Here is a 19,833-nt window from a genome sequence, read left to right as displayed (position 1 = left end):
CCTGTAGCACTGTGTTTAGCGATGCAGGAGCCAGGCGCTACTATATCCGGGAATGGTACTGAGGCTGCGAATACTACAGCGGCTTCCAACGCGTCGGCTGTCACGGGCTTTTCCATCGACGTCCACCCGCTGGCGGACCCGATTCAGGCCTTTATCACCGCGACCACCGGCACCTCGGGCCTCGCGGCCGATATACTGACTGCGGGGTTCATCATTGTCATTTTCATGGCGCTCTCGGAAGTAGCCAGGTACCTCGTCAAGAAAGTCGCTCCTGTCCTTGTGAAGCACACCTCTTCGACGCTGGACGACGAGCTGCTCGCTTCGATCAGGAACCCGATCGCCGTGCTCTTTCTGGTCACGGGGGTTTACCTCGCGGTCAAATCCATAGATAACCTTTCCCCGGACCTGATAGAGACGCTCGACCACACGGCCCTCGCCGCGCTGGTCCTGGTCGTCGCGTATTTCGTCAGCAACCTTCTCACAGCCCTGCTCCGGTGGTACTCCCGGGAAGTGGCGCCTCATACAGACTCAGACCTGGACGATCACCTGATCCCGTTCGCGGAAAAGCTGGCTAGCGCCGTCATATACCTGCTGGCTTTCCTGATCATTCTCAGCGCCTTCGGCATCAAAATTACTGCGCTCGTAGCCAGCATGGGCATTGCAGGTATCGCCGTGGCCCTCGCCGCGCAGGAATCGCTGTCCAACATCTTCGGCGCTGTCGCCGTCCTCATGGATCGTCCGTACAGGGTGGGAGATCGCCTCCTCATCCCGGGCACAGGCCAGGGAGACGTGGTAGACATCGGCATGCGTAGCACCCGCGTCATGACCCGCACCCGCCAGCTCCTCGTGATCCCCAATAAAGATATGGCGAACGCCGAGATCGTGAACCTCTCGCTGCCCGACCCGCGGCTCCGCCTGAAACTACAGGTGGGCGTCGCGTATAACGCTGACCTGGACAAGGCCTGCAAGGTCCTGGTAGAGATTGCCGAAGCGAACGAGCAGGTTCTGAAGGAGCCCAGGCCCTCTTCCTACGTCGCCTCGCTGGGCGACTTCGCAGTCCAGATCGTCCTGCTCGCGTGGATAGACGACTACCGGAAAGACCTCGACGTGACCGACCAGCTGTACCGGCAGATCCTCGTCCGGTTCAAAGAAGAGAACATCGAGATCTCATACCCGGTCATGACCGTTCTGCCCAGGCCTGCTTAGGCCGGCGAAAATTTCTTTAGGGCTGTATGTCAGGCGATGCGCCTGGCCACGTATCTTCCCCTTACAACCACTTTTTTAATATACCCTAAAAATGATATTTACCGATTGTAAGAAAAAGCTTATCATATTTTTGCTCATATACACGCTCATGCTCCGACGATTGCTACCTAACCTCTCATCACGCATCCTTTTACTGATGCTGATCATCGTACTGATCCTGCCGGCGGTGGCTGCGGTATGTGCTACCGAGCCTTATCCTCCCATGCTGCCCGGCCATACGGCCGGCAGCGTGACGGGCAGAGTGACCACAAACACCAGCCAGCCCATGGCCGGCGTGACGGTGTATATAGTCAACGCTGCCAGCAGCAGCATACAGTACAGCAGCAGCACGACAGACAGCAACGGCTACTTCGCCATAGCCAGCGTCAACTCGACGAACGGCAGCCCGGTATACCGGATACTGGCGACCGAGCCAGGATATGACGACGCTACCTCTTCCGCGTTTGCCGTCAGCCCGGCCACCACTTCCATCGTTTACGTAACCATGACGCGGAACTATTCCATAGCTACGCCCACCCCGACGCCAGTGCCCTCGCCCGGAGCCATTGCGGGCACAGTGATAGACTCGAACACTACCAGAGGGGTCATCAACGCCAAAGTCTCGCTTGTGAAGGCTAACCACCAGTATGTCACGATCACCAGTGCTATCACAGACAGCAACGGACGGTACCGTTTCTCCGGAGTCGAGTACATCGATGCGCCGGGGTATAAGCTCCGGGTGGAAAAAACTGGCTATGAAGAGATCTTCACCGCCCCCATCATGATCGTCCCTGACTCCACAGTCACCCAGGACATCTACCTGACTCCTGTGGCATCATCTAACGGCGCCACTCAAAACGCTACGGCGACGCCCGGGCCTACTGTGACAGCTGAGCCGCCCACAGCCACACCTGCGCCTCAGACCAACTCCGCCGGCCTGCCCGGCTTCGGGATCGCATCCGCTCTCGCAGGGGTAACCCTGGCGTATGCGCTGGCGAGGAAAAAATAGGCTGAATAAGCGTATCCTCTTTTTATTTTTCTTTTGAAAACCCGGCACTTACGAGGCGTTGTAGCCTGCCGGCTCGTACCAGCAAACGTCCTCCTGCAGGCTCTTCTCCGCAAACCTGTACTCGAACGCCCGGGTTATCCGTGCGGCGGCATCGGTGGCCTGGAGTATGCAGAACCCGCCCATGATCACCCGCATCAGCAGCACGATGGAAAACGGCAGCAGGCCGTCGAACGGCGATATGAGGATGACGCATGCGAGGACCAGCGCGATGATCAGCGAGGCCAGGCCGTCGAGCAGTACAACCGGCCATTTGCTGCTCATGTGGCCGTAGATGTAGACAAGGAAGACTTTTCCGACGAGGATCAGGTTCATGATGCCCAGGAGCAGGCCAAAGCTGTTGATAAACGTGTCCAGCGCCACATGCTGGCTGCTTAAAGAATAGTACAGGGCTATGCCTATCCAGATCATATCCATGGTTACTATGAGGATGAGCGACAGGATCAGCCTGGCCATCGACCAGATCAGCCACGTGGGCGAGATCAGCCGCTTTTTAAGCCGCAGCAGGTAGCCGTCGGCCATAGCCGGGATGAGCAGGCTGGATACGGCCACGGCCAGTGCGAACAAATATGCAGTGGCGATGGCGGGGCCGATAAGGATGTACCTGAACGGCATCGACCACAGGCTGATCGCCGGCTCGATGCTATGTAGCAGCAACAGCAGGACGACAAGGCCGTTGCCCAGCGTGACAAACAGCAGAAACCAGAGCCTGTGCTCCATGGACTTCATGAGTATAACATAGTAGCAGGCTGTAACATAAGGTTTCCTATCTACCTACCTGTTATCGCCACATACTGTAGCTCACAAGCCGGCATCTCCTGGCACGGGAATATCTCCCTGTCTATGTACGATCCGGCACATACGTATATGCATCTACACTGCGTAGGTGGGAACGATACATAGCATATACGCCCGCTGTAATAATTAACAGGCCCGGGGAGACGAGATCATGTTATCAGATAAAACCAGGATCGATTTGGGTAAATTCAGAGATCGCATCAACAGAGCCGCTGCCAGCGAGTTCAGGACCGCTTCGTACTTCCAGGGAAAAGGCCAGCCCGCCGAGCAGATCGCCCTGGCCGTGAGCGAAGGCCTGCTGGACCTGCTGGAGGAAGGCCCGTCGAGGGACCCGAATACGGTCCGGCTCTACTGCGACTGGCTCTATAACCTGATCAGGAAGGAAAGCAAGAAGATCGATACCACCATGGACTTTCTCGACCGGTACGAGGCCCTGGTCACCCGGCACCTGACCAACGTCGAGGATGCGGACGTCGACGTGTTCTTCGAGATGTGCCGGGAGTACGTCCGGCGGAAGCACGGGCAGATCTCAGGATAGCGCGATAGGGGGACAACACCATGAAATCTCTAATCGGCGAAGCCCTTGTGGGCGAAGGCAACGAAGTGGCTCACATCGACCTGGCCATCGGGCTGAAAGGCACGCCTTTCGAGACGGCCTTCATGTCCGCGCTGATGCAGCCGGCAATGGGCCACTCTCCACTACTGGCAGTGCTGGAGCCGAACCTGCCCTGCAAGCCGTCCACGCTGATGGCCAACAAGGTGACCATCAAGAACGCCTCCCAGGCGACCCTCATGTTCGGGCCAGCCCAGGCCGCGGTCGCCAACGCAGTCACTGACTGTGTGTCCGAGGGGGTCATTCCGAAGGGACAGGCAGAAGACCTGCTCCTCATCGTCTCCGTCTTCATCCACTGGGACGCGAAGGATAAACAGAAGATCTACGACTACAACTATGAGGCCACGAAGCTGGCTATCAAGCGGGCCTTCGACGGCGAGCCGAAGATCGACGAGATCCTCGCCCGGCGCAAGACTGCTAAGCATCCGTTCGCGTGATAACTCCTTACGATCACTGCGCTGTGCCAGGGTCACAGATTGCTCAGATAGCACAGATTGACACAGATGGTCGTCGAATCAGTCGGGTAAAGGTGACCGTTACCTGTTTTATCTATTGCGTTCATCTGTGCAATCTGTACGATCTGTTAAATCTGTGTCCCAGCACAGCGCAGCGTTCGTGTTGCTGTCTCACCGAATCATAGCAATCGGAGAACGCACAGCGCAGCGATAGTGTGCGGATCGCCTTCGAGAACGCCTGCATTCGCAGGCGTTCAAAAGGCGAACATCCTGGCAGGGATTAAATTATACGTTTGGGTAGTGGATTATCTTAACGGGCAACCAGAATGAATTATAAGACAGTCTACTTAGCATCTTTGCGGCCTGACGTCTCTTCTCCCTAAGTTCCATGAAAAATTAGCTCTTGGCGAGCTTGGCCTCTTGGCGAGCCTGGCGGTATTTTCGACTCACATAGGGCCGACTTTCAATTTTTCATAGCCTCTACATAAATATCCCATTTTTCATTACGCGAGTGCTTTGCGCCTTTGCAACTCTAACTTACCGTGCACCTCTTTGGCACGCTAAAAGCTTTTTATCGATGCCAGCCATGTATCTCCTTTAGCAGTGATTGACATGTTCGTGAAAATCAAGGACATCCTGGCCGGCAAGTACCCGGACGGCGAGGAGGTCCAGGTCGGCGGCTGGGTCGTGAAGAACCGGTCCAGCGGCAAGATCGTCTTTACGGTCATACGGGACAGCTCGGGCGAGATCCAGGTCACCACTAAGAAAGGCAACGTCTGCGACGACGCCCTGCGGGAAGCAGATGCACTGTCGCTTGAGGCTTCTACGATCATCAAAGGCAAGGTCCGCACGGACCCGAGAGCCCCGGGCGGGCGGGAGCTGGTGGCCACTGATGTGAAGATCGTCGGAGCGTCCCGGGACTACCCGATTTTCGGCGAGGGCCACAACCCCGAGGTGCTGCTCGATTTAAGACACCTGCACATCAGGAGCAAAGAGCTCGTCGCCATCATGAAGGTGAAGGACTCGGTGCTCAGCTCCTGTAGAGAATGGTTCCGCGCCAGCGGCTTCTACGAGGTCACTCCCCCCATCATCATGTCCAGCTCTTGCGAAGGCGGCTCTACGCTGTTCGAGCTCAAGTATTTCGACGAGAAGGCGTACCTGTCCCAGAGCGCCCAGCTCTATCTCGAGTCCCTCATCTTTGGCCTGGAAAAGGTCTACTCCGTCACCCCGTCCTTCAGGGCGGAAAAATCCAGGACCACGAGGCATCTGGCTGAGTACTGGCACATCGAAGGCGAGATGGCGTGGGTCGGCTTATACGAGATGATCGACATGCTGGAGCAGCTTGTCTCCTACGTGTGTAACAAGACAGCTGAAGAGCGTCATGAAGAGCTCAGGATGCTGGGCAGCGATCCTGAATACTTCAAGAACCTGAAGCCCCCCTTCCCCCGTATTACGTACGACGAGGCAGTCAAAATCTTACAGGCAGACGGCTTCGATTTCAAGTGGGGTGACGACTTCGGCACCCACGAGGAGCGCCAGCTTTCGATGCACTATGATAAGCCGCTGTTCATCACCGAGTACCCGCTCGAAGTCAAGGCCTTCTACATGAAGGACGCAGGTAATGCCAAAGTCCTCAACGTCGACATGATCGCGCCCAGAGGCTTCGGCGAGATCATCGGCGGCAGCGAACGTGAGACGGACCTGGCTCTCCTGGAGGAGCGGATCAGAAAGCAGGGCGAGGACCCGGCGAAGTACGGCTGGTATCTGGACTTACGTCGCTATGGTTCCGTTCCACACTCCGGCTTCGGCATGGGTGCAGAACGCCTCGTCCGGTGGATATGTAACCAGGAGCACATTCGGGACACGATACCCTACCCGAGGACGATCAGCCGGTTTAACCCGTAATAAAAATACTATGCAACGGGCTCGGACTAACCGAGTCCATATTTCTCACTCTTTTTAACAATTCGACAACAATTATCCTATTTGTTGTTAATATCCTAAGCGGGTCGACGCCCGCCTGATGGCGGGCTACTCGTCGTTTCGGGTACCCCGATGCCGGGGCCGCGCTCGCACCCTCGTAGGACGACCTGGCTGCGCCTTCGGCTGCGCCAGTCGACCCTCCTTCGCAAGCGCTAAGCAACGCCGCTTTCAGCAGGCGCCGACTGTATATGGCAGTCGCCCATTGCCCCGTCATCTCCGTATCCTGCCCTGATGGGCAGGACAAGCCCGAAACGCCTCGCCGACCGCTAAACCTTTCAGGTTGCATAGATTCGCCGATACAACAAGTTTTATGGATATGTGGTCGACGGAGGTTTTTCGGGTCTGCCCGGAGCGTAGCGAAGGGATGCGGAGGCGGCAGGGCAATGACCGCCTACCGTAGGTGGCGGTGTTTAGGGCTTGCGAAGCAACGTAAACCGGCGGCAGCGATAGCGCCCGCCGGGCTTTCGTTGCGGGGGTGCGAGCCCGGCCCTGACGGCGCAGCACCCGAAAAACCGGAGTAGGACGACCCGAAGGGTCGGCCGTCGACCAGCGTTTAGATATATTATCTGATTTGTTGTTTGTTGTTGTAATGTCTTGTATCAACTTCAACTCCCGTCCTCTAACTGATAGCCGATTGCAGTTTCGGCGTATGCAGATTCAATTATCTTCTTTCTATACTAATCGCACCTAACGCTCTACTACCACTAATCACCGTACTTTCCCGTGCTAAAATTCGGAAAATATACTTATTCTTAGATAAAAATACCCGTGTTTATGAAAATTTGTTCTGTCTCCCAGTCATTTTATCCATACGTTGGTGGGGTGACGAGGTACCTTCAGGCCCTCGGCAAGCATTTGATCGGGAGGGGTGACGAGATGATCGTCATCCATTACAAAACGCCGGAAATGTCGGACTACGAAGTGGTCGATAACATCCGGATTTACCGTATGGCCGAGTCCCCCGGGCTCAGGGAGTCCATGGACGGCTATCTTAAGTTCAAGGAACTGATCATCGATACCACTCACGGTAGCAAGGCTCCGGTCAGCGTCGACGACCGGTTCGATTACGGGTACTACGATTACCTCGGGTTCAACCTGGCCATGTACGAGAAAGTCAAGGAAGTCTACCAGACAGAACAGTTCGACATCCTGCACGTCCACGACTTCCAGGTGATGCCCCTGGCCTTCCTGCTCAAGGATGAAATCGACGTGCCTCTGGTCTTCACCTGGCACGTGCCGTTCACGAACGCCATGCCTGCAGACTGGCGGGATTTCATGGTGAGGTACCTGCGCTACTACGATCAGGTGATCTTTTCGACGGACGAGTACGTCCGGACGGCCGTGGAGAGCGGGCTGAGCCCGGACAAGGTGACCAAGATCAACCCGTTCATTGAAACCACTAACTATTGTTTCGCTGGCCCCAACAACTTCCGGGAAAAGTTCGGCATACCGGAGAAGGATAATCTAATCCTGTGCGTTTCCCGGATGGACCCGAGAAAAGGCCAGGAATACCTGATCAAAGCCCTGGCAGAAGTGGTGAAGAAGCACCCCGATACGAGCTGTGCATTTATCGGGAACGGCTCGCTGACGAAGAAGCTCATGGGCCGGAACGAGAGGGTCGAGAGCCTGAAAGCGCTGGCAGCCGAGCTTGGCGTGGCGGACAAGGTCAAGTTCCTTGGCAAGGTCTGCCAGGATGACCTGCTGGCCGGCTACGACGCCTGCGACATGGTAGTGCTGCCGTCCATCAACGAAGGCTTCGGCCTCGTCTTATCGGAGGCAATGTGCTTCGGCAAGCCTCTCATAGGCTCCAACATCGGCGGCATCCCCGAGCAGATCGTGGACGGGGTGAACGGCTTTTTATTCAAGCCGACCGAACATGAGGAGCTCGCACAGTACATCAGCTCACTGATAGAGAACCCTGAGCTGCGGAAGCAGATGGGGAATATTGGTAAGGAGCTGGTGCACACGAAGTTCTGCGTGGAGCGGGGCTACAAAGATCACTGCCAGATCTACGATACCATCCACCTGAAGAAGAGGATGAAGGATAACTCGGGGGCCGGTGAATCACTGCTGACGGGATAACACATTGGAGGTAGCCGGGCCTGTATCAGGCCCTCCATTATTCTTTCCCCAGCAGATAGTGTATCGATTTAACGAACTCCTCATGCGAGAACGACTGCGGGATGTTCCCCACCAGCCGCTGGTAATACATATCATACTCTTCGGCGAACAGCCCTAAATCGCTGGATGCATATCGCGCAGCTCTGTTAATGATGTCCAGCGAGTTCACCACTTTCCCCTTCTTCATCATGACCTGCGCGAGCCATAATGAGGATAGCATGAACGCCCCCGGCTCTTCCTCGAATCTTTTTAGTAAGCCTCCGGTGCCCAGGTGATCGGTGATGCTCTTGACGCTCGTCCTCACCAGCGGATCTGTAACGGGCAGCATGTTCATCAGTGGTATGGCCAGTATCGAGGCATCGTAGGCCTCGTCCTGGTACGCACGCTTGAAGCACTTCCTCTTTTCCGACCAGCCGTTGGCGATCACGTCTTCTCTTATCGCGTTCGACTCGTGCCTCCACCGCCTGGCCAGGTCTTCCCTGTCCACCCGGAGGGCAAGCCGGGCACCATGTTCCAGCGCCGCCCAGCACATTGTTTTGCTGTGGACGTAGTCCATGTCCTCTCTCCTGAACTCCCAGATACCGGCGTCCTTCTCGGTCCAGTGGCTGGCGACGTAGTCCACTATACGCTCGATCTCGCCGAAGTGCTCTGGCACGTATTCCGTATCCCCGGAATACCTGTCGTACAGCGAGAGGGCGTGGATGACCTCACCTTCCAGGTCGTTCTGCTTCTGATCCACGGCCTTATTGCCTATCCGGACCGGGCGGCTGTTGCCGAAGCCGACCAGGGAGTCCAGCAGCACTTCCTCTGTGCCGTTCAGATCGCCGTCGATGGATACGAGCGGATACGGGTACGGCTTACCCTCTTTGCTGGCTATGCGGAGTAAAAAGTCGAGGAGCTTGCGGGACTCGGCTTTCATGCCTGCCAGTACCAGCGCTTCGGCACTGTAGGCGCCGTCTCTCACCCAGCAGAAGCGGTAGTCCCAGTTGGAGTCCTTCCCGACGACCTCGGGGAACGAGGTCGTGGGGGCTGCCAGGATGGCGCCTGTGGGGTCGTAGATGAGCTGTTTCAGCACCAGCAGCGAGCGCATGTAATAATAGTGTAACCTGGGGCTGAGCTCGAAGACCGGGTGCGCTTTGGAGGCGTAGCACCGCCAGAAGCGGAGGTCGGCCTGATGGTCTTTGAGGAAGTCGGCCCGCTTCGCCTCCTTGTGGCACTCTTCCGGGGTTTCGCCGTACGTGAGAAGCAACGGTATCGTGAGCGGCGGCTCGACGTCGAAGGTGAGCCGGCTTTTCCTGATGGACGGCTTTTCGGTGGTCGAGATCCTGATCGCCTGGCCAGGTACAGACAGAGTGATGTCATTTTCGCCTGTCGCCATTTCCGGGATGGCGCGGTTGTAGTCGGGCCTCGGGTCGATGTTTATGTGGAGCTTGAGCCTGTCCGGGCCGGAGATGCCCAGTATCCTCCACAGCCGGCGTTTGCCCCACGGCATGAAATCGGTGGCCCTGATTGTGTCGTCCCCTACGTAGGTCGTCGTCTCCAGGACACAGGTGTCCTCGACGTACCGCTGCTCTCCCCCTTCGAATGGCAGTGTGGATCCGCCCATCTCCCAGGACAGGGTGACCGAGCCACCGTTCGTGCTGTCCAGCGCCCGGGCGAAGAAGGTGGGCGAGTCGAACCGGGGCACACAAAGCCAGTCCAGCGAGCTGAAAATGCTGATGAAGGCGCAGGTCTCGCCATTGCCGATGATACCGTACATGTGAGAAGGTTACGCCTGCAATTTATATAAATTATTCAATAGTTTTTATGGCCCGCGTCTCTATGTATTCCAAAAATTCCTTCAGGCCGAAGCCGAAGCTTTGCCGGCACACGTAGTCCGACTCTTTTTTCACCGCGGGGAGCGCGTTGCAGACCGCTCCCATCAGGGAGCAGAGGCTGCGCATCTCCAGGTCGTTCTCGGCGTCGCCAATGCAGGCCATCTGGACCGGGGTGAGGTTGTACACGCCCATCAGCCACTGTATGCCCGTAGCCTTAGAGACGCTGTGCGGCAGAATCATCAGCGAATCCACGTTCCTGACCACGTGCATGTTCTGGTAGCCCTTTATTACTTGATCGACCTCTCGCTCATAATCAACACTCACGGAAACGACTACGTCCCCGGCGTCGTACGGAACATCGAGCGATCGGAGCCCGACAAGCATCTCTTCCCTGCCCTCGGACCGTGCAATGTAGTGCTTCCGGCCGTTCGCGTAGCCCACGCAGCCGTTCTCGGCGATGAAGGAGTCGACCACGCCGCCCATGCTCTGGTAAAGGTCGTACATGAACGAGTACTTTCGCCCCGAAACGATGGAAAACAGCGTTCCCTTGCGCTTCAGCCTGATGATCGCGTCCACCAGCCCGGGCTCGACACGGAGGCTGGAGTCCGTAAATGTCCGGTCATAGTCGCTGAGCACGAGGCGTATTGAGTTCATTATGATAATTTATATATTCATACAATTAATATTTTTCTTCGCCCATAGACACACCCGTTCCTTGCGGCCGCTTTGAATCATGGCCGCTCAGCAATTGTTCTGCTATATTAGATTTTCCTCGCCACACGTCAGATCATTAATTTTTCCGCCGGCCTGGCGATCGATTACGACAAATGACGAATATATCTGCAGGCCCGGAAACTGTGTTATTTTTTCCGCCGGCCATCCTCATGTGCCCTTATCTGTTTTCGTGCCGCCGCATGGGGAGAATCCGCTCTTACAGCAATAATTAACGGCGTTTCCTGATATTTTCGCTGTCAGCGGCCTTATCATCGTGTCGATGTTCTCCCATTCACTTTATATATCATGATTGACTATGACTTTTTATTGCTTGGTGTATTGTATGGACGGATTATTGCTTTTGTCGCTTACCGTACTGGTGCCTGCCGTTTTAGGCATCATCACCTACCTGCTGCCGGGCTATGGCCTCAAAAAGTACGCGGTCATCCTGTGCGCGGTGGTGCTGTCCGCAGCCTCGCTGCTCGTACTGTACAGCGGTCCGCAGAGCGTCTCCGTTGAGTCGATTAACACGGCTATACCTATCTCAACCATCATCGTTATCTTAGATTTCCTGCTGCTCCTGACGTTCCTGTACTTCGGTATCAAGGATAAGGAGTATAAGGTGATGGCGCTGGCTGTCCTGCAGGCTATACCTCTGGTGTACCTGGAGTTCTTCATGCCGGCCTCGCATTCGGCCGCAGCCTCGACCTTCGTGATTGACGACCTGTCGATCGTCATGTGCCTTATCGTCTCGATCATCGGAGCGCTGATCCTTATCTACTCGATCGGCTACATGAAAGGCGATAAAAACGTGTCTCCGTTCTTCCTCGTGATGATGCTGTTCCTCGGGGACATGAACGCCCTCATCTTCGCCAACGATCTGACGTGGCTGCTCTTCTTCTGGGAGGTCACCACACTGTGCTCCTTCCTGCTGATCCGGCACTACCGGGACGAGGCTTCGATCAAGGCTTCGGACCGGGCCCTGTGGATGAACCTGCTGGGCGGGTTAGGCCTGGTCACCGGCATTCTCCTGATAGAGATGTTCTACGGTACCCGCTTCCTGTCCGAGCTACTGAGCGCAAAAGCGATGCTCCCCGGAGCGCTGTCGTTCCTGCCGGCAGCGGCAATCGTGCTGCCTTTCGCCTTCCTCGCGTTCGGGGCCTTCACCAAATCTGCCCTCATGCCGTTCAACTCGTGGCTCACCGGCGCCATGGTAGCACCGACACCTGTATCAGCCTTGCTGCACTCCTCGACGATGGTCAACGCAGGAGTATACCTGCTCATCCGGATAGCGCCGTTCATCATCGGCACCACCCTGTCCTCCATTATCGCCATCGTGGGCGGCTTCTCCTTCATGATGTGCGCGCTGCTGGCGATCTCACAGACCGACTCCAAGAGGATTCTGGCCTATTCGACCATCAGCTATCTCGGCCTGATCGCGATGTGTACGGGCATCAATACGGCGCTGGCGCTCACCGCAGCCGTCGCCCTGCTGGTATTCCACGCGGTCTCCAAAGGCCTGCTGTTCCTCTGTGTCGGAGACATTACCCACCTGATCGGCTCGAGGGACATCGAGAAGATGGAGGGGCTCATCACTAAGGCCCCGCTGGCAGCCATCCTGACTGTGATCGGCCTCATCTCCCTGATGGCTCCTCCGTTCGGCATCTTCGTGGGCAAGTGGCTGGCCTTCCAGTCGGCCTCGACCTTCACCGAGATCGGCCTGTCGCTGCTGGACATCTTCTTCATCATCTTCGGCAGCATCTTCTCAGTATTCTACTACTCGAGGTGGGCGGGCCGGATGATGGCTTCCCGGGGCGACGAAACGCCCGCAAAGCCGCACCACGACTGGTACATGGAAGTGCCCCTGATCATCCTCACCATCGGCATCTTCGTGTCTGTCGGCCTGACCACGGTCTTCTTCAGCCAGCTGATCGATCTTCCAGACGTTTATGGCCAGGAACCCTCGCAGCTGGTCACCGGCTGGGTGGCCCTGCAGAACGCGCTCGGAGGCTTCTCGCCGCTGCTGTTCCTGATCATCTTCCTGCTGATCATACTGGTGCCGATGATCTTCATCCGCATCAGGAAAGACTCGGTCACCCCTGCCTACTCGTGCGGTACCGGCACGGAGCCAGAGATCGGAGGAGGCTACTTTGAGAGTCTGATCGGTGAAAGCAGGTTGCTAAAATATTTAGTCCCGATCGGCATTCTGTTGTTAATCGCCCTCTTCGCGGCGGTGTTAATATGAACACGTTCCTCGATTCAATACTGACCAACAGCTATGTCACCACCTATGGTCTGCCAGTGCTGCTGCTGATCCTGTCACCGATCATCGGCGGCCTGCTCATGGGCATCGACCGCAAGCTTACCGCCCGGCTGCAAAATCGCAGAGGGCCGCCTATAGTCCAGCCCTTCTACGACGTCTTCAAGCTGTTCGGCAAGGAGGACAACGTGATGAACAAGGCGTACCTCGTGTTCGGCCTCGCCTATCAGACCACTGTGGTGCTGAGCCTGGCGCTGCTGCTGTTCGAGTACGACCTGTTAGTCATCGCGTTCGTGTTCGGCCTGTCCTTCATCTTTCTGGTGCTGGCAGGCTACAGCGTCCGCTCCCAGTTCAGCTACATAGGCTCGAACAGGGAACTGCTCCAGATGATGACCTACGAGCCCATCCTGCTGCTCGTTGTCTTCCTTATAAGGCTGGTCACCGGAAGCTTCGAGGTAGAGGCTATCTACAAGGTGGAGCCGCTGCTCTACACGCTGCCGCTGGCGCTGCTCGCCATCTTCCTCATTCTGCCGATCAAGTTCCGCAAGTCGCCGTACGACATCTCGTCCGCACACCAGGAGATCGCCCAGGGCCCCATGACGGAGTTCGCAGGGAAGTACCTCGGCCTCATCGAGTCGGCGCACTTCTTCGAGATGTTCTTCATGCTCTGGTTCATCGGCCTGTTCTTCGTGCATGACCTGGTCATCGGAGCTATCACCATCCCAGGCTGGATCATGAGGCTGGGCCTGATGTTCTTCGCCTACATATTCTCGATCGTGGTCGACAACGCCACCGCGAGGCTGCGGGTTGATCAGATGCTGAAACAAGTATACATTATAGGATTGATCCTGATCGTCCTGAACCTGGTATACATACTCATTACCGGGAGGTGGATCGCATGAGTTTTGTTGAACTGTCCCGGAAAAAATCGCCATGGGTCATTCACGTCAACACCGGCGGCTGCAACGGCTGCGACCTGGAGATCCTGTCGTGCCTGACGCCGAGGTACGACATCAGCCGGTTCGGCGTGTACAGCACGGGCAACCCCAAGCACGCCGATGTGATGCTGGTCGTCGGCCCGGTGACGCTGAAGTACAAGGAGATCATCACCAATCTCTACAACCAGATGCCGGACCCTAAAGTAGTCATGGCAGTGGGCTCGTGCGCGAGCACGGGCGCCATCTACCAGGGCTGTTACGGCACCTGCGGCTCGCTTGACAAGGTCATCCCTGTCGACGTGTACGTGCCCGGCTGCAACTGCCGGCCCGAAGGTATCATCGACGGCCTGGTGCTGGCCCTTGATATCCTGAACGAGAAGGAGAGAAAGATTCTGGAAGAGAAAAAGAAGGCTAAAGCCCAGGGGATGGCATAGATGGAAGTAACTATTGTCACGCAACAGGAGCTACAGGCAGTCGCAAAGCGGATGAAGGAGTCGGGAGCCCGGCTCATCACCATCGTCGGCACCGACGCCGGCGCAAACATAGAGGTCACCTACTTCTTCCACACCGGCACCGGTAAGACCGAGCAGTACCGGGTCGTGGTCCCTAAGACTGGCGGCAATGAGGAGATCGAGGGGATCTCCCACATCTGGCCCGCCGCCTACGTGGCCGAGAACGAGGTCTCGGAGATGTTCGGCGTAAAGGTGAAAGGCGTGCCCGGCAGGTTCTTCCTGCACGAGAGCATCACCGCGCCGCTAAGGAGGAAAACGCCATGAGATCTACAGTACAGTTTGGTCCCCAGCACCCGGTATGGATCGAGCCTATCAGGCTGAAGCTCGCCCTCGACGGAGAGCTGGTCAAAGACGTCGAGCTGGAAGCCGGATACGTGCACCGGGGGCTGGAAAAGAAGTTCGAGTGGGACTACAATAAGGCAGCATACCTCGCGGAGAGAGTCTGCGGCATCTGCACCCAGCACCACTCCACCTGCTTCTGTCTCGCAGTCGAGAGCACCATGAAGCTGGAAATCCCCCGCCGCGCAGCCGTCATCAGGAATATCATGCTGGAGCTGGAAAGGCTTCACAGCCACCTGCTGGCCATAGGGCTCACGCTCGAGGCGATCGGCTTCGAGAACCTGTTCATGCTGTGCTTCCGCAACAGAGAGATTGTCCTCGACGTGTTCGAGCGCACCACCGGCAACCGCGTCCTCCACGGCATCAACCTCGTGGGCGGCGTCACACGGAACATCGGCCCGGAGATGGCGCAGGAGATCATGGATTTCTGCGACACCATAGAGAAGCGCTGCCGCGATCTGGAAGACATGATCGTCCACAGCCGCACGATCAAGGACCGCATGAAGGGAGTCGGCATTCTCTCGAAACAGACTGCTCTCGACTACTCTGTAGTAGGTCCGATCGCCAGAGGCAGCGGCATACCGTACGACGTACGGATCGACGCGCCCTACCTGCTGTACGGAGAGCTCAAGATGAAGCACGTCGTGGAAGAGGGCTGCGACGTCTGGGCCCGCTCTATCGTAAGAGTAAGAGAGTTATTCCAGTCCATCGACCTGATCAGGCAGCTGGTACCCATGCTCGAGGGGCTGCCCGACGATATCCTGGCCAAGTCCAAGACAATGCCCGATGGCGACGGCTTCGCACGGGTAGAACCACCCCGGGGCGAGCTGTTCTACTTCGTCAGGGGAAAGAAATCCAAGGAGCTGGACCGGGTCAAGGTCAGGACCTCCACGTACGCCAACGGACCGGCACTCATCCCTGTGATCAAGGGCTGCCAGCTCGCGGACGTAGGGCCGATTACGATCAGCTACGACCCATGCATAGGGTGCTTTGACAGGTAGGCGGTGATAAGACATGCTCAAGATTCTCGAGAACATCGTCAAAAACGCGTTCAGCCCGGTGTACACGTCCAACTATCCGTACACCCCGTACCAGCATTTCCCCGGGACGAGGGCGGACGTCACCTTCGACGGCACCAAGTGCATCCTCTGCGGCCTGTGCCAGCGGTCGTGCCCTCCCGAGTGCATCATCATCCACAAGGAGAAGGAGGAGATCGAGTACCTCAACACCCAGTGCATCCGCTGCGGGTACTGCGTGAGAGTCTGCCCGACCAACGCCATCGTCCAGAACGAGGTCTACACCAAGCCCTCCAGAGAACGGCTGACCATCTACACTAAGGTCACCAACGAGAACGCCCCGGTGATCAAAAAGCGCAAAGCCGCCGAAGCCGCCGCCAGAGCAGCCCCGGCCGCCAAAGCCCAGGAGCCGGCGTCCCTGCCGGGGAAAGAAGATAAGACGGGTAAGTAAACCCGTCCATCTATTTTTTGTACAGTAAGCGTAAAAAGGCATATGCCCTTATTAATTCGATTTTATACCTTAATAACAACCACATAAATCATTTTTCTTTTACCAATGGTTAATACGGCGCTGGATAAAATTCAAGTTAGAGAAGATTGCCGGGCTTAGTAGTGAACAGCATGAACGCCAGGGCACGCTCAGGCCGGCGATCGGCGTGGATTGTGCAAATGATATCTTAATCAGGTGATACGAATGGTATTTGGCAGAAGTAGAAGGACCGGAATGGCCGGCACAATGGAGCGGCAGGCGAGCCAGATCGAGCGCAAAGGCACGGAGCTATCTCAGACGGCGGCTGAAAAGGGAGCCATGGCCAGCCGGAGGATATCCGATATCCTCCGCAGGGCGGCGGACGATATCACCCACGTCGCGCCGGAAAACTATCGGGCAAAAGTCTCTGACACCATGAGCTCTGCCAGGGTCGCCATGGATAACAGCACGGAATCCGTCAAGAGTAACATCAGATCACATCCGCTTGCCAGCGTTGCCATGGCGGCAGGCGTAGGTTTTGCGATGGGCGCTGCCATCAGCATCATAGGCAGCTTGTTATACCGGGAAACCACAGAGTACTAGGCCTTCCCCTGCCAACGGGCAGGCCGATCTTTTTTGATCCTGTCATTCGACTACAAAAGATTTATGTGTTGCAGGCTGGAATTATGTAGCGAACAACCTGCAACTCCAGGCGCTCACAGGATCAACCACATATGGCAATAGATAGCAAGCGCATACTGGTCACCGACGACGAACGTAATATCGTGGACATCATCGCCGGAATGCTCGCCCGCTCGGGCTACACTACTCTCAAAGCGTACAGTGGCGAGGAGTGCCTGAGCATCGCCCGGGCCGAGCGCCCCGACCTCATCTTTCTCGACATCATGATGGAGCGCATGGATGGCTGGGAAGTCGCCCGCATCATCAAGAACGACCCGGCCATTAAGGACATTCCCATCATCATGGTCACCGCCAAACCCCTGACCTTCGAAGACGTCAGGGATCGATCCGTCCTCATCGAGAACTACATCATGAAGCCGGTCAGCGCCGCCACCCTCAAGCAGGCCCTCGAAGAAGTCTTCACCGCCCGCACCAGGATCGAGCGCACCCTGGAGATGGCCCGCAAATCCGGCGTGGCAGCCGAGATCATCAACGCCTACCGGGACCGGTATGAAAAATTACACACCCAGGCCCAGCGCAACAAAAAACTTTTGACACTGATGTCCCAGCTTTACCCGGAGGACAAGCTCAAGGCCAGCCCCGCTTCCCGCAACATGCTCATGAGCCTCAAAAAAGGGCTGGAGAGCCAGGAAGAAGAGCTGCGAAGGCTGGAAAAAATACTTACGACGCCTGCGCAGTGATCAACAATTCTAACAGGAACCATTTCGGCGACAGGCCGCCTTGTATTTAGCTCGCAAAGGCGCAGAGCAGGCTGTCTCTTAATTCATGTTCGTTATACAATAAGGAGACATGTATCCTTTTTAGAGAATCCGTATGATCTTATCCCCGATGTTCGCCCGCCAGGACGCCTGCAATTGCAGGCGTCCGATGCGGGCGATGCAATGACGAACGCTGCGCTGTGTCAGGGCCACAGATTGCACTGATTGTACAGATTAGACAGATGATCATTGAATCAGGCTGGTAAAGACGGCCCTTACCTGTTTTATCTTTAAATTCATCTGTGCAATCTGTACAATCTGTTAAATCTGTGTCCAAGCACAGCGCAGCGTTCGTATTGATGTCTCACCGAATTTGGACAGTATGACTTATGAGACAGCCTGAGAGGCGCAAGGACGCAAAGGTTTTCCGATTATTCGTTGCGTCCTTGCGCCCTTGCGACTTTGCGATTTAAAAATAAGGCCTCGCGAAGCGGGGCCGATTGTATCCTGCATCTTCTGGTTACAGTATCTTCTTGCCCGCATCCGGGCCGCCCTTGACGATGTAAACATCCGTAATCTTCATCACTACGGCGGATTTGGGGGTGAGGTTGGGCCTTACTTCCTTCATCCAGGCCACGTTCTGCTTGAAGACGTCGTCGTCGGTGTGGAGGGTGACGGGGCCTTTGATCTGGTAGCCGCCTTTTTCTCCCCAGTAGGACAGGGCTACTTTCGGGTTCTCCTTCATGTTTGCCAGCGTCTTCAGGAAATACTGGTCGGAGATGAGGAGCGTCTCGTCGTCGAGCAGCTTGAAGGCGCCGATGGGCACCACGTTGGGGGTGCCGTCCCTCGAGGCGGTGGCCAGGAACAAAGTTTTCGTGCCGGTGAGCGATTCCTTGATCTGATCGGTTAGCTTTACCATTATATTCCTCCTGATCACAGTATTTATATTCCCGGCTATTAATCTTTATCTCTCGATACGATAAACATAATACCGATCGTCTCCATCCTTTCTTTCATGGACCGGATCATCATCAACGTAGTGGACAAGAGCACCAACTACCAGAAGCGACTGATCATCGAAGTGAAAGCTCCGTTGCAGCAGTGCGATTTCATCACCATCGGAGAAGAGCTGATGTTCGACAAGGATACTGACTTCATGACCTTCGGCCTCGACATCACGACTGGCGACCGCCAGATAGCCATCGTGGCCGGAGAAGGCCACGGATTGAGCTCCGAGGAACTTGTTGCGGAGATACGGAAGAGCCTGGCGGACCGGTTCGAGGTCGCGGGCGAGGACGAAGTCCAGATCTGGCTCCGGGAGAAATAAGGCCTTCTCAAGTACGCGGACTGTGGCGGGAGTTGACATGTCGCTCGATTCTGGAGTACAACAGCACGATAGTGAACTGATCCCGGGTGAAACAGGCCGGTGGATGGCGGTCTCTCGCCGTAAATCCGTAAACCCGGCTGATGAGCTGCGCTTTATTGCCGAATACAGCCTGCCCGGCATCATCGGCTTCGCCCTCGGCGGGTTCCTGTGGGGCGTGCTCCAGGTCTTCTTCCCCGGCTTCTCTGGCGTCTCTACTGACATTCTGTCCTGGATGTCCAGCGGCTCTTACACAGGCATTCTGTTCTGGATCGCCGGCGGCCTGATCTTCGGGTTTTCCGGCGCTTACTGTCTCGACATCCTGCCCGGAAACCGGCTCAAAATGGCTGCGTTAAGCGCCGCCGGGTACGCCACTGGCCTCGCTTTCATGGTCGTCGCGACTGAGCTGATCATGAAAGGACACCATCTCTCGGGCGGCCTCTTCTTCGCGACAGGCATTGTGGCAGTAGGCCTGATCTTCGGGCTGCCGCTGAAAAGGTCCCAACTCTTCGTCATACTGGGGTCGATAGGATTCGTGGCGGGAGGTGCGCTGGGCTTAGGGCTGTACCATACGAGCATCTTCCTCATTCACTCTCACTATCTCCCCTACATGGGATGGCTGCCAGGGCTTGCCATGCTGGTAGGCCTGGGGATCGGCACCGGGGCTGTGATGGGGCTGGGGAAGTATCTCGTGGAAACGAGGTAGCTCATATCTCTGACTGCT

General features: G+C 56.4%; 20 protein-coding genes. 16 read left to right on the top strand and 4 right to left on the bottom strand.

Going from position 1 to position 19,833, the window contains the following annotated elements:
• Positions 1-21 precede the first annotated feature (21 nt).
• On the top strand, positions 22-1,206 hold the full coding sequence (locus RCI_RS06060) for a mechanosensitive ion channel family protein (RefSeq protein ID WP_158308876.1): 1,185 nt from the start codon (positions 22-24) through the stop codon (positions 1,204-1,206).
• Between the two features lie 130 nt (positions 1,207-1,336).
• The gene (locus RCI_RS06055) at positions 1,337-2,254 is read left to right on the top strand and encodes a carboxypeptidase-like regulatory domain-containing protein (RefSeq protein ID WP_158308875.1); all 918 of its coding nucleotides are present in this window, start codon (positions 1,337-1,339) and stop codon (positions 2,252-2,254) included.
• 48 nt (positions 2,255-2,302) lie between these two features.
• Here the strand turns inward: RCI_RS06055 and RCI_RS06050 are convergent, their stop codons facing one another.
• Positions 2,303-3,040: a hypothetical protein gene (locus tag RCI_RS06050; RefSeq protein WP_012035520.1), complete on the bottom strand. Its 738-nt coding sequence runs from the start codon at positions 3,038-3,040 to the stop codon at positions 2,303-2,305.
• Positions 3,041-3,260: 220 nt separating this feature from the next.
• Between RCI_RS06050 and RCI_RS06045 the strand changes: the two genes are divergently transcribed.
• The 4 genes from RCI_RS06045 to RCI_RS06025 all read left to right on the top strand — a co-directional run bounded on the left by RCI_RS06045 (position 3,261) and on the right by RCI_RS06025 (position 8,242).
• Complete coding sequence (locus RCI_RS06045) at positions 3,261-3,647, top strand: hypothetical protein (RefSeq protein ID WP_012035519.1); 387 nt, start codon at positions 3,261-3,263, stop codon at positions 3,645-3,647.
• Positions 3,648-3,667: 20 nt separating this feature from the next.
• On the top strand, positions 3,668-4,159 hold the full coding sequence (gene fae, locus RCI_RS06040) for a formaldehyde-activating enzyme (RefSeq protein ID WP_012035518.1): 492 nt from the start codon (positions 3,668-3,670) through the stop codon (positions 4,157-4,159).
• 630 nt (positions 4,160-4,789) lie between these two features.
• Positions 4,790-6,082 (top strand): asparagine--tRNA ligase, encoded by a 1,293-nt coding sequence (gene asnS / locus RCI_RS06035; protein ID WP_012035517.1) that lies wholly within the window; start codon positions 4,790-4,792, stop codon positions 6,080-6,082.
• Positions 6,083-6,934: 852 nt separating this feature from the next.
• The gene (locus RCI_RS06025) at positions 6,935-8,242 is read left to right on the top strand and encodes a glycosyltransferase family 4 protein (protein WP_012035515.1); all 1,308 of its coding nucleotides are present in this window, start codon (positions 6,935-6,937) and stop codon (positions 8,240-8,242) included.
• Between the two features lie 37 nt (positions 8,243-8,279).
• Here RCI_RS06025 and RCI_RS06020 read toward each other — a convergent pair whose 3' ends face one another.
• Both RCI_RS06020 and RCI_RS06015 read right to left on the bottom strand, forming a co-directional pair.
• On the bottom strand, positions 8,280-10,040 hold the full coding sequence (locus RCI_RS06020) for a glycoside hydrolase family 15 protein (RefSeq protein WP_012035514.1): 1,761 nt from the start codon (positions 10,038-10,040) through the stop codon (positions 8,280-8,282).
• Positions 10,041-10,071: 31 nt separating this feature from the next.
• Entirely contained in the window at positions 10,072-10,752 is a 681-nt protein-coding gene (locus RCI_RS06015) for an HAD family hydrolase (RefSeq protein ID WP_048198136.1), read from the bottom strand.
• Positions 10,753-11,155: 403 nt separating this feature from the next.
• Here RCI_RS06015 and RCI_RS06010 point away from each other — a divergent pair, with 403 nt between their 5' ends.
• The 8 genes from RCI_RS06010 (at position 11,156) to RCI_RS05975 (ending at position 17,728) form a co-directional block, all read left to right on the top strand.
• Positions 11,156-13,057, top strand: coding sequence for an NADH-quinone oxidoreductase subunit 5 family protein (locus RCI_RS06010; RefSeq protein ID WP_012035511.1), 1,902 nt, complete (start codon positions 11,156-11,158; stop codon positions 13,055-13,057).
• Positions 13,054-13,974 (top strand): respiratory chain complex I subunit 1 family protein, encoded by a 921-nt coding sequence (locus tag RCI_RS06005; protein WP_012035510.1) that lies wholly within the window; start codon positions 13,054-13,056, stop codon positions 13,972-13,974. Before RCI_RS06010 ends, RCI_RS06005 begins: the two co-directional genes overlap by 4 nt.
• Positions 13,971-14,444, top strand: a complete 474-nt coding sequence (locus RCI_RS06000; protein WP_012035509.1) for an NADH-quinone oxidoreductase subunit B family protein — start codon at positions 13,971-13,973, stop codon at positions 14,442-14,444. The genes RCI_RS06005 and RCI_RS06000 overlap by 4 nt, the downstream gene beginning before the upstream one ends.
• The gene (locus RCI_RS05995) at positions 14,445-14,786 is read left to right on the top strand and encodes an NADH-quinone oxidoreductase subunit C (RefSeq protein ID WP_012035508.1); all 342 of its coding nucleotides are present in this window, start codon (positions 14,445-14,447) and stop codon (positions 14,784-14,786) included.
• Positions 14,783-15,862: a hydrogenase large subunit gene (locus RCI_RS05990; protein WP_012035507.1), complete on the top strand. Its 1,080-nt coding sequence runs from the start codon at positions 14,783-14,785 to the stop codon at positions 15,860-15,862. Before RCI_RS05995 ends, RCI_RS05990 begins: the two co-directional genes overlap by 4 nt.
• 13 nt (positions 15,863-15,875) lie before the next feature.
• Complete coding sequence (locus RCI_RS05985) at positions 15,876-16,328, top strand: 4Fe-4S dicluster domain-containing protein (RefSeq protein ID WP_012035506.1); 453 nt, start codon at positions 15,876-15,878, stop codon at positions 16,326-16,328.
• 243 nt (positions 16,329-16,571) lie between these two features.
• Positions 16,572-16,949 carry a hypothetical protein gene (locus tag RCI_RS05980; protein ID WP_148266543.1) on the top strand — a complete coding sequence of 126 codons (378 nt, stop codon included), beginning with the start codon at positions 16,572-16,574 and terminating at the stop codon, positions 16,947-16,949.
• A gap of 131 nt (positions 16,950-17,080) precedes the next feature.
• Entirely contained in the window at positions 17,081-17,728 is a 648-nt protein-coding gene (locus RCI_RS05975; RefSeq protein ID WP_012035504.1) for a response regulator, read from the top strand.
• A gap of 538 nt (positions 17,729-18,266) precedes the next feature.
• Here the strand turns inward: RCI_RS05975 and RCI_RS05970 are convergent.
• The gene (locus RCI_RS05970) at positions 18,267-18,665 is read right to left on the bottom strand and encodes a pyridoxamine 5'-phosphate oxidase family protein (RefSeq protein WP_012035503.1); all 399 of its coding nucleotides are present in this window, start codon (positions 18,663-18,665) and stop codon (positions 18,267-18,269) included.
• A 96-nt stretch (positions 18,666-18,761) separates the two neighbouring features.
• Here RCI_RS05970 and RCI_RS05965 point away from each other — a divergent pair, with 96 nt between their 5' ends.
• Complete coding sequence (locus tag RCI_RS05965; protein WP_012035502.1) at positions 18,762-19,073, top strand: hypothetical protein; 312 nt, start codon at positions 18,762-18,764, stop codon at positions 19,071-19,073.
• A gap of 37 nt (positions 19,074-19,110) precedes the next feature.
• Complete coding sequence (locus tag RCI_RS05960; RefSeq protein WP_148266542.1) at positions 19,111-19,815, top strand: hypothetical protein; 705 nt, start codon at positions 19,111-19,113, stop codon at positions 19,813-19,815.
• Positions 19,816-19,833: the final 18 nt, after the last annotated feature.

This window comes from Methanocella arvoryzae MRE50 (genome assembly GCF_000063445.1).
Lineage (GTDB): Archaea > Halobacteriota > Methanocellia > Methanocellales > Methanocellaceae > Methanocella_A > Methanocella_A arvoryzae.
Note: the sequence above shows the minus strand (reverse complement) of the source record. Positions and strands in the feature narration are given on the sequence as shown.

What these genes read in the sequence shown, in the direction of transcription:
- RCI_RS05970 (WP_012035503.1), bottom strand. Translation starts at nt 18,665, where the DNA reads ATGGTAAAGCTAACCGATCAGATCAAGGAATCGCTCACCGGCACGAAA.
- RCI_RS05960 (WP_148266542.1), top strand. Translation starts at nt 19,111, where the DNA reads ATGTCGCTCGATTCTGGAGTACAACAGCACGATAGTGAACTGATCCCG.
- RCI_RS06005 (WP_012035510.1), top strand. Translation starts at nt 13,054, where the DNA reads ATGAACACGTTCCTCGATTCAATACTGACCAACAGCTATGTCACCACC.
- RCI_RS06050 (WP_012035520.1), bottom strand. Translation starts at nt 3,040, where the DNA reads ATGAAGTCCATGGAGCACAGGCTCTGGTTTCTGCTGTTTGTCACGCTG.
- RCI_RS06010 (WP_012035511.1), top strand. Translation starts at nt 11,156, where the DNA reads ATGGACGGATTATTGCTTTTGTCGCTTACCGTACTGGTGCCTGCCGTT.
- RCI_RS06045 (WP_012035519.1), top strand. Translation starts at nt 3,261, where the DNA reads ATGTTATCAGATAAAACCAGGATCGATTTGGGTAAATTCAGAGATCGC.
- RCI_RS06060 (WP_158308876.1), top strand. Translation starts at nt 22, where the DNA reads ATGCAGGAGCCAGGCGCTACTATATCCGGGAATGGTACTGAGGCTGCG.
- RCI_RS05980 (WP_148266543.1), top strand. Translation starts at nt 16,572, where the DNA reads ATGGTATTTGGCAGAAGTAGAAGGACCGGAATGGCCGGCACAATGGAG.
- RCI_RS05990 (WP_012035507.1), top strand. Translation starts at nt 14,783, where the DNA reads ATGAGATCTACAGTACAGTTTGGTCCCCAGCACCCGGTATGGATCGAG.
- asnS (WP_012035517.1), top strand. Translation starts at nt 4,790, where the DNA reads ATGTTCGTGAAAATCAAGGACATCCTGGCCGGCAAGTACCCGGACGGC.
- RCI_RS05995 (WP_012035508.1), top strand. Translation starts at nt 14,445, where the DNA reads ATGGAAGTAACTATTGTCACGCAACAGGAGCTACAGGCAGTCGCAAAG.
- RCI_RS05985 (WP_012035506.1), top strand. Translation starts at nt 15,876, where the DNA reads ATGCTCAAGATTCTCGAGAACATCGTCAAAAACGCGTTCAGCCCGGTG.
- RCI_RS06020 (WP_012035514.1), bottom strand. Translation starts at nt 10,040, where the DNA reads ATGTACGGTATCATCGGCAATGGCGAGACCTGCGCCTTCATCAGCATT.
- RCI_RS06015 (WP_048198136.1), bottom strand. Translation starts at nt 10,752, where the DNA reads ATGAACTCAATACGCCTCGTGCTCAGCGACTATGACCGGACATTTACG.
- fae (WP_012035518.1), top strand. Translation starts at nt 3,668, where the DNA reads ATGAAATCTCTAATCGGCGAAGCCCTTGTGGGCGAAGGCAACGAAGTG.
- RCI_RS06025 (WP_012035515.1), top strand. Translation starts at nt 6,935, where the DNA reads ATGAAAATTTGTTCTGTCTCCCAGTCATTTTATCCATACGTTGGTGGG.
- RCI_RS06000 (WP_012035509.1), top strand. Translation starts at nt 13,971, where the DNA reads ATGAGTTTTGTTGAACTGTCCCGGAAAAAATCGCCATGGGTCATTCAC.
- RCI_RS05975 (WP_012035504.1), top strand. Translation starts at nt 17,081, where the DNA reads ATGGCAATAGATAGCAAGCGCATACTGGTCACCGACGACGAACGTAAT.
- RCI_RS05965 (WP_012035502.1), top strand. Translation starts at nt 18,762, where the DNA reads ATGGACCGGATCATCATCAACGTAGTGGACAAGAGCACCAACTACCAG.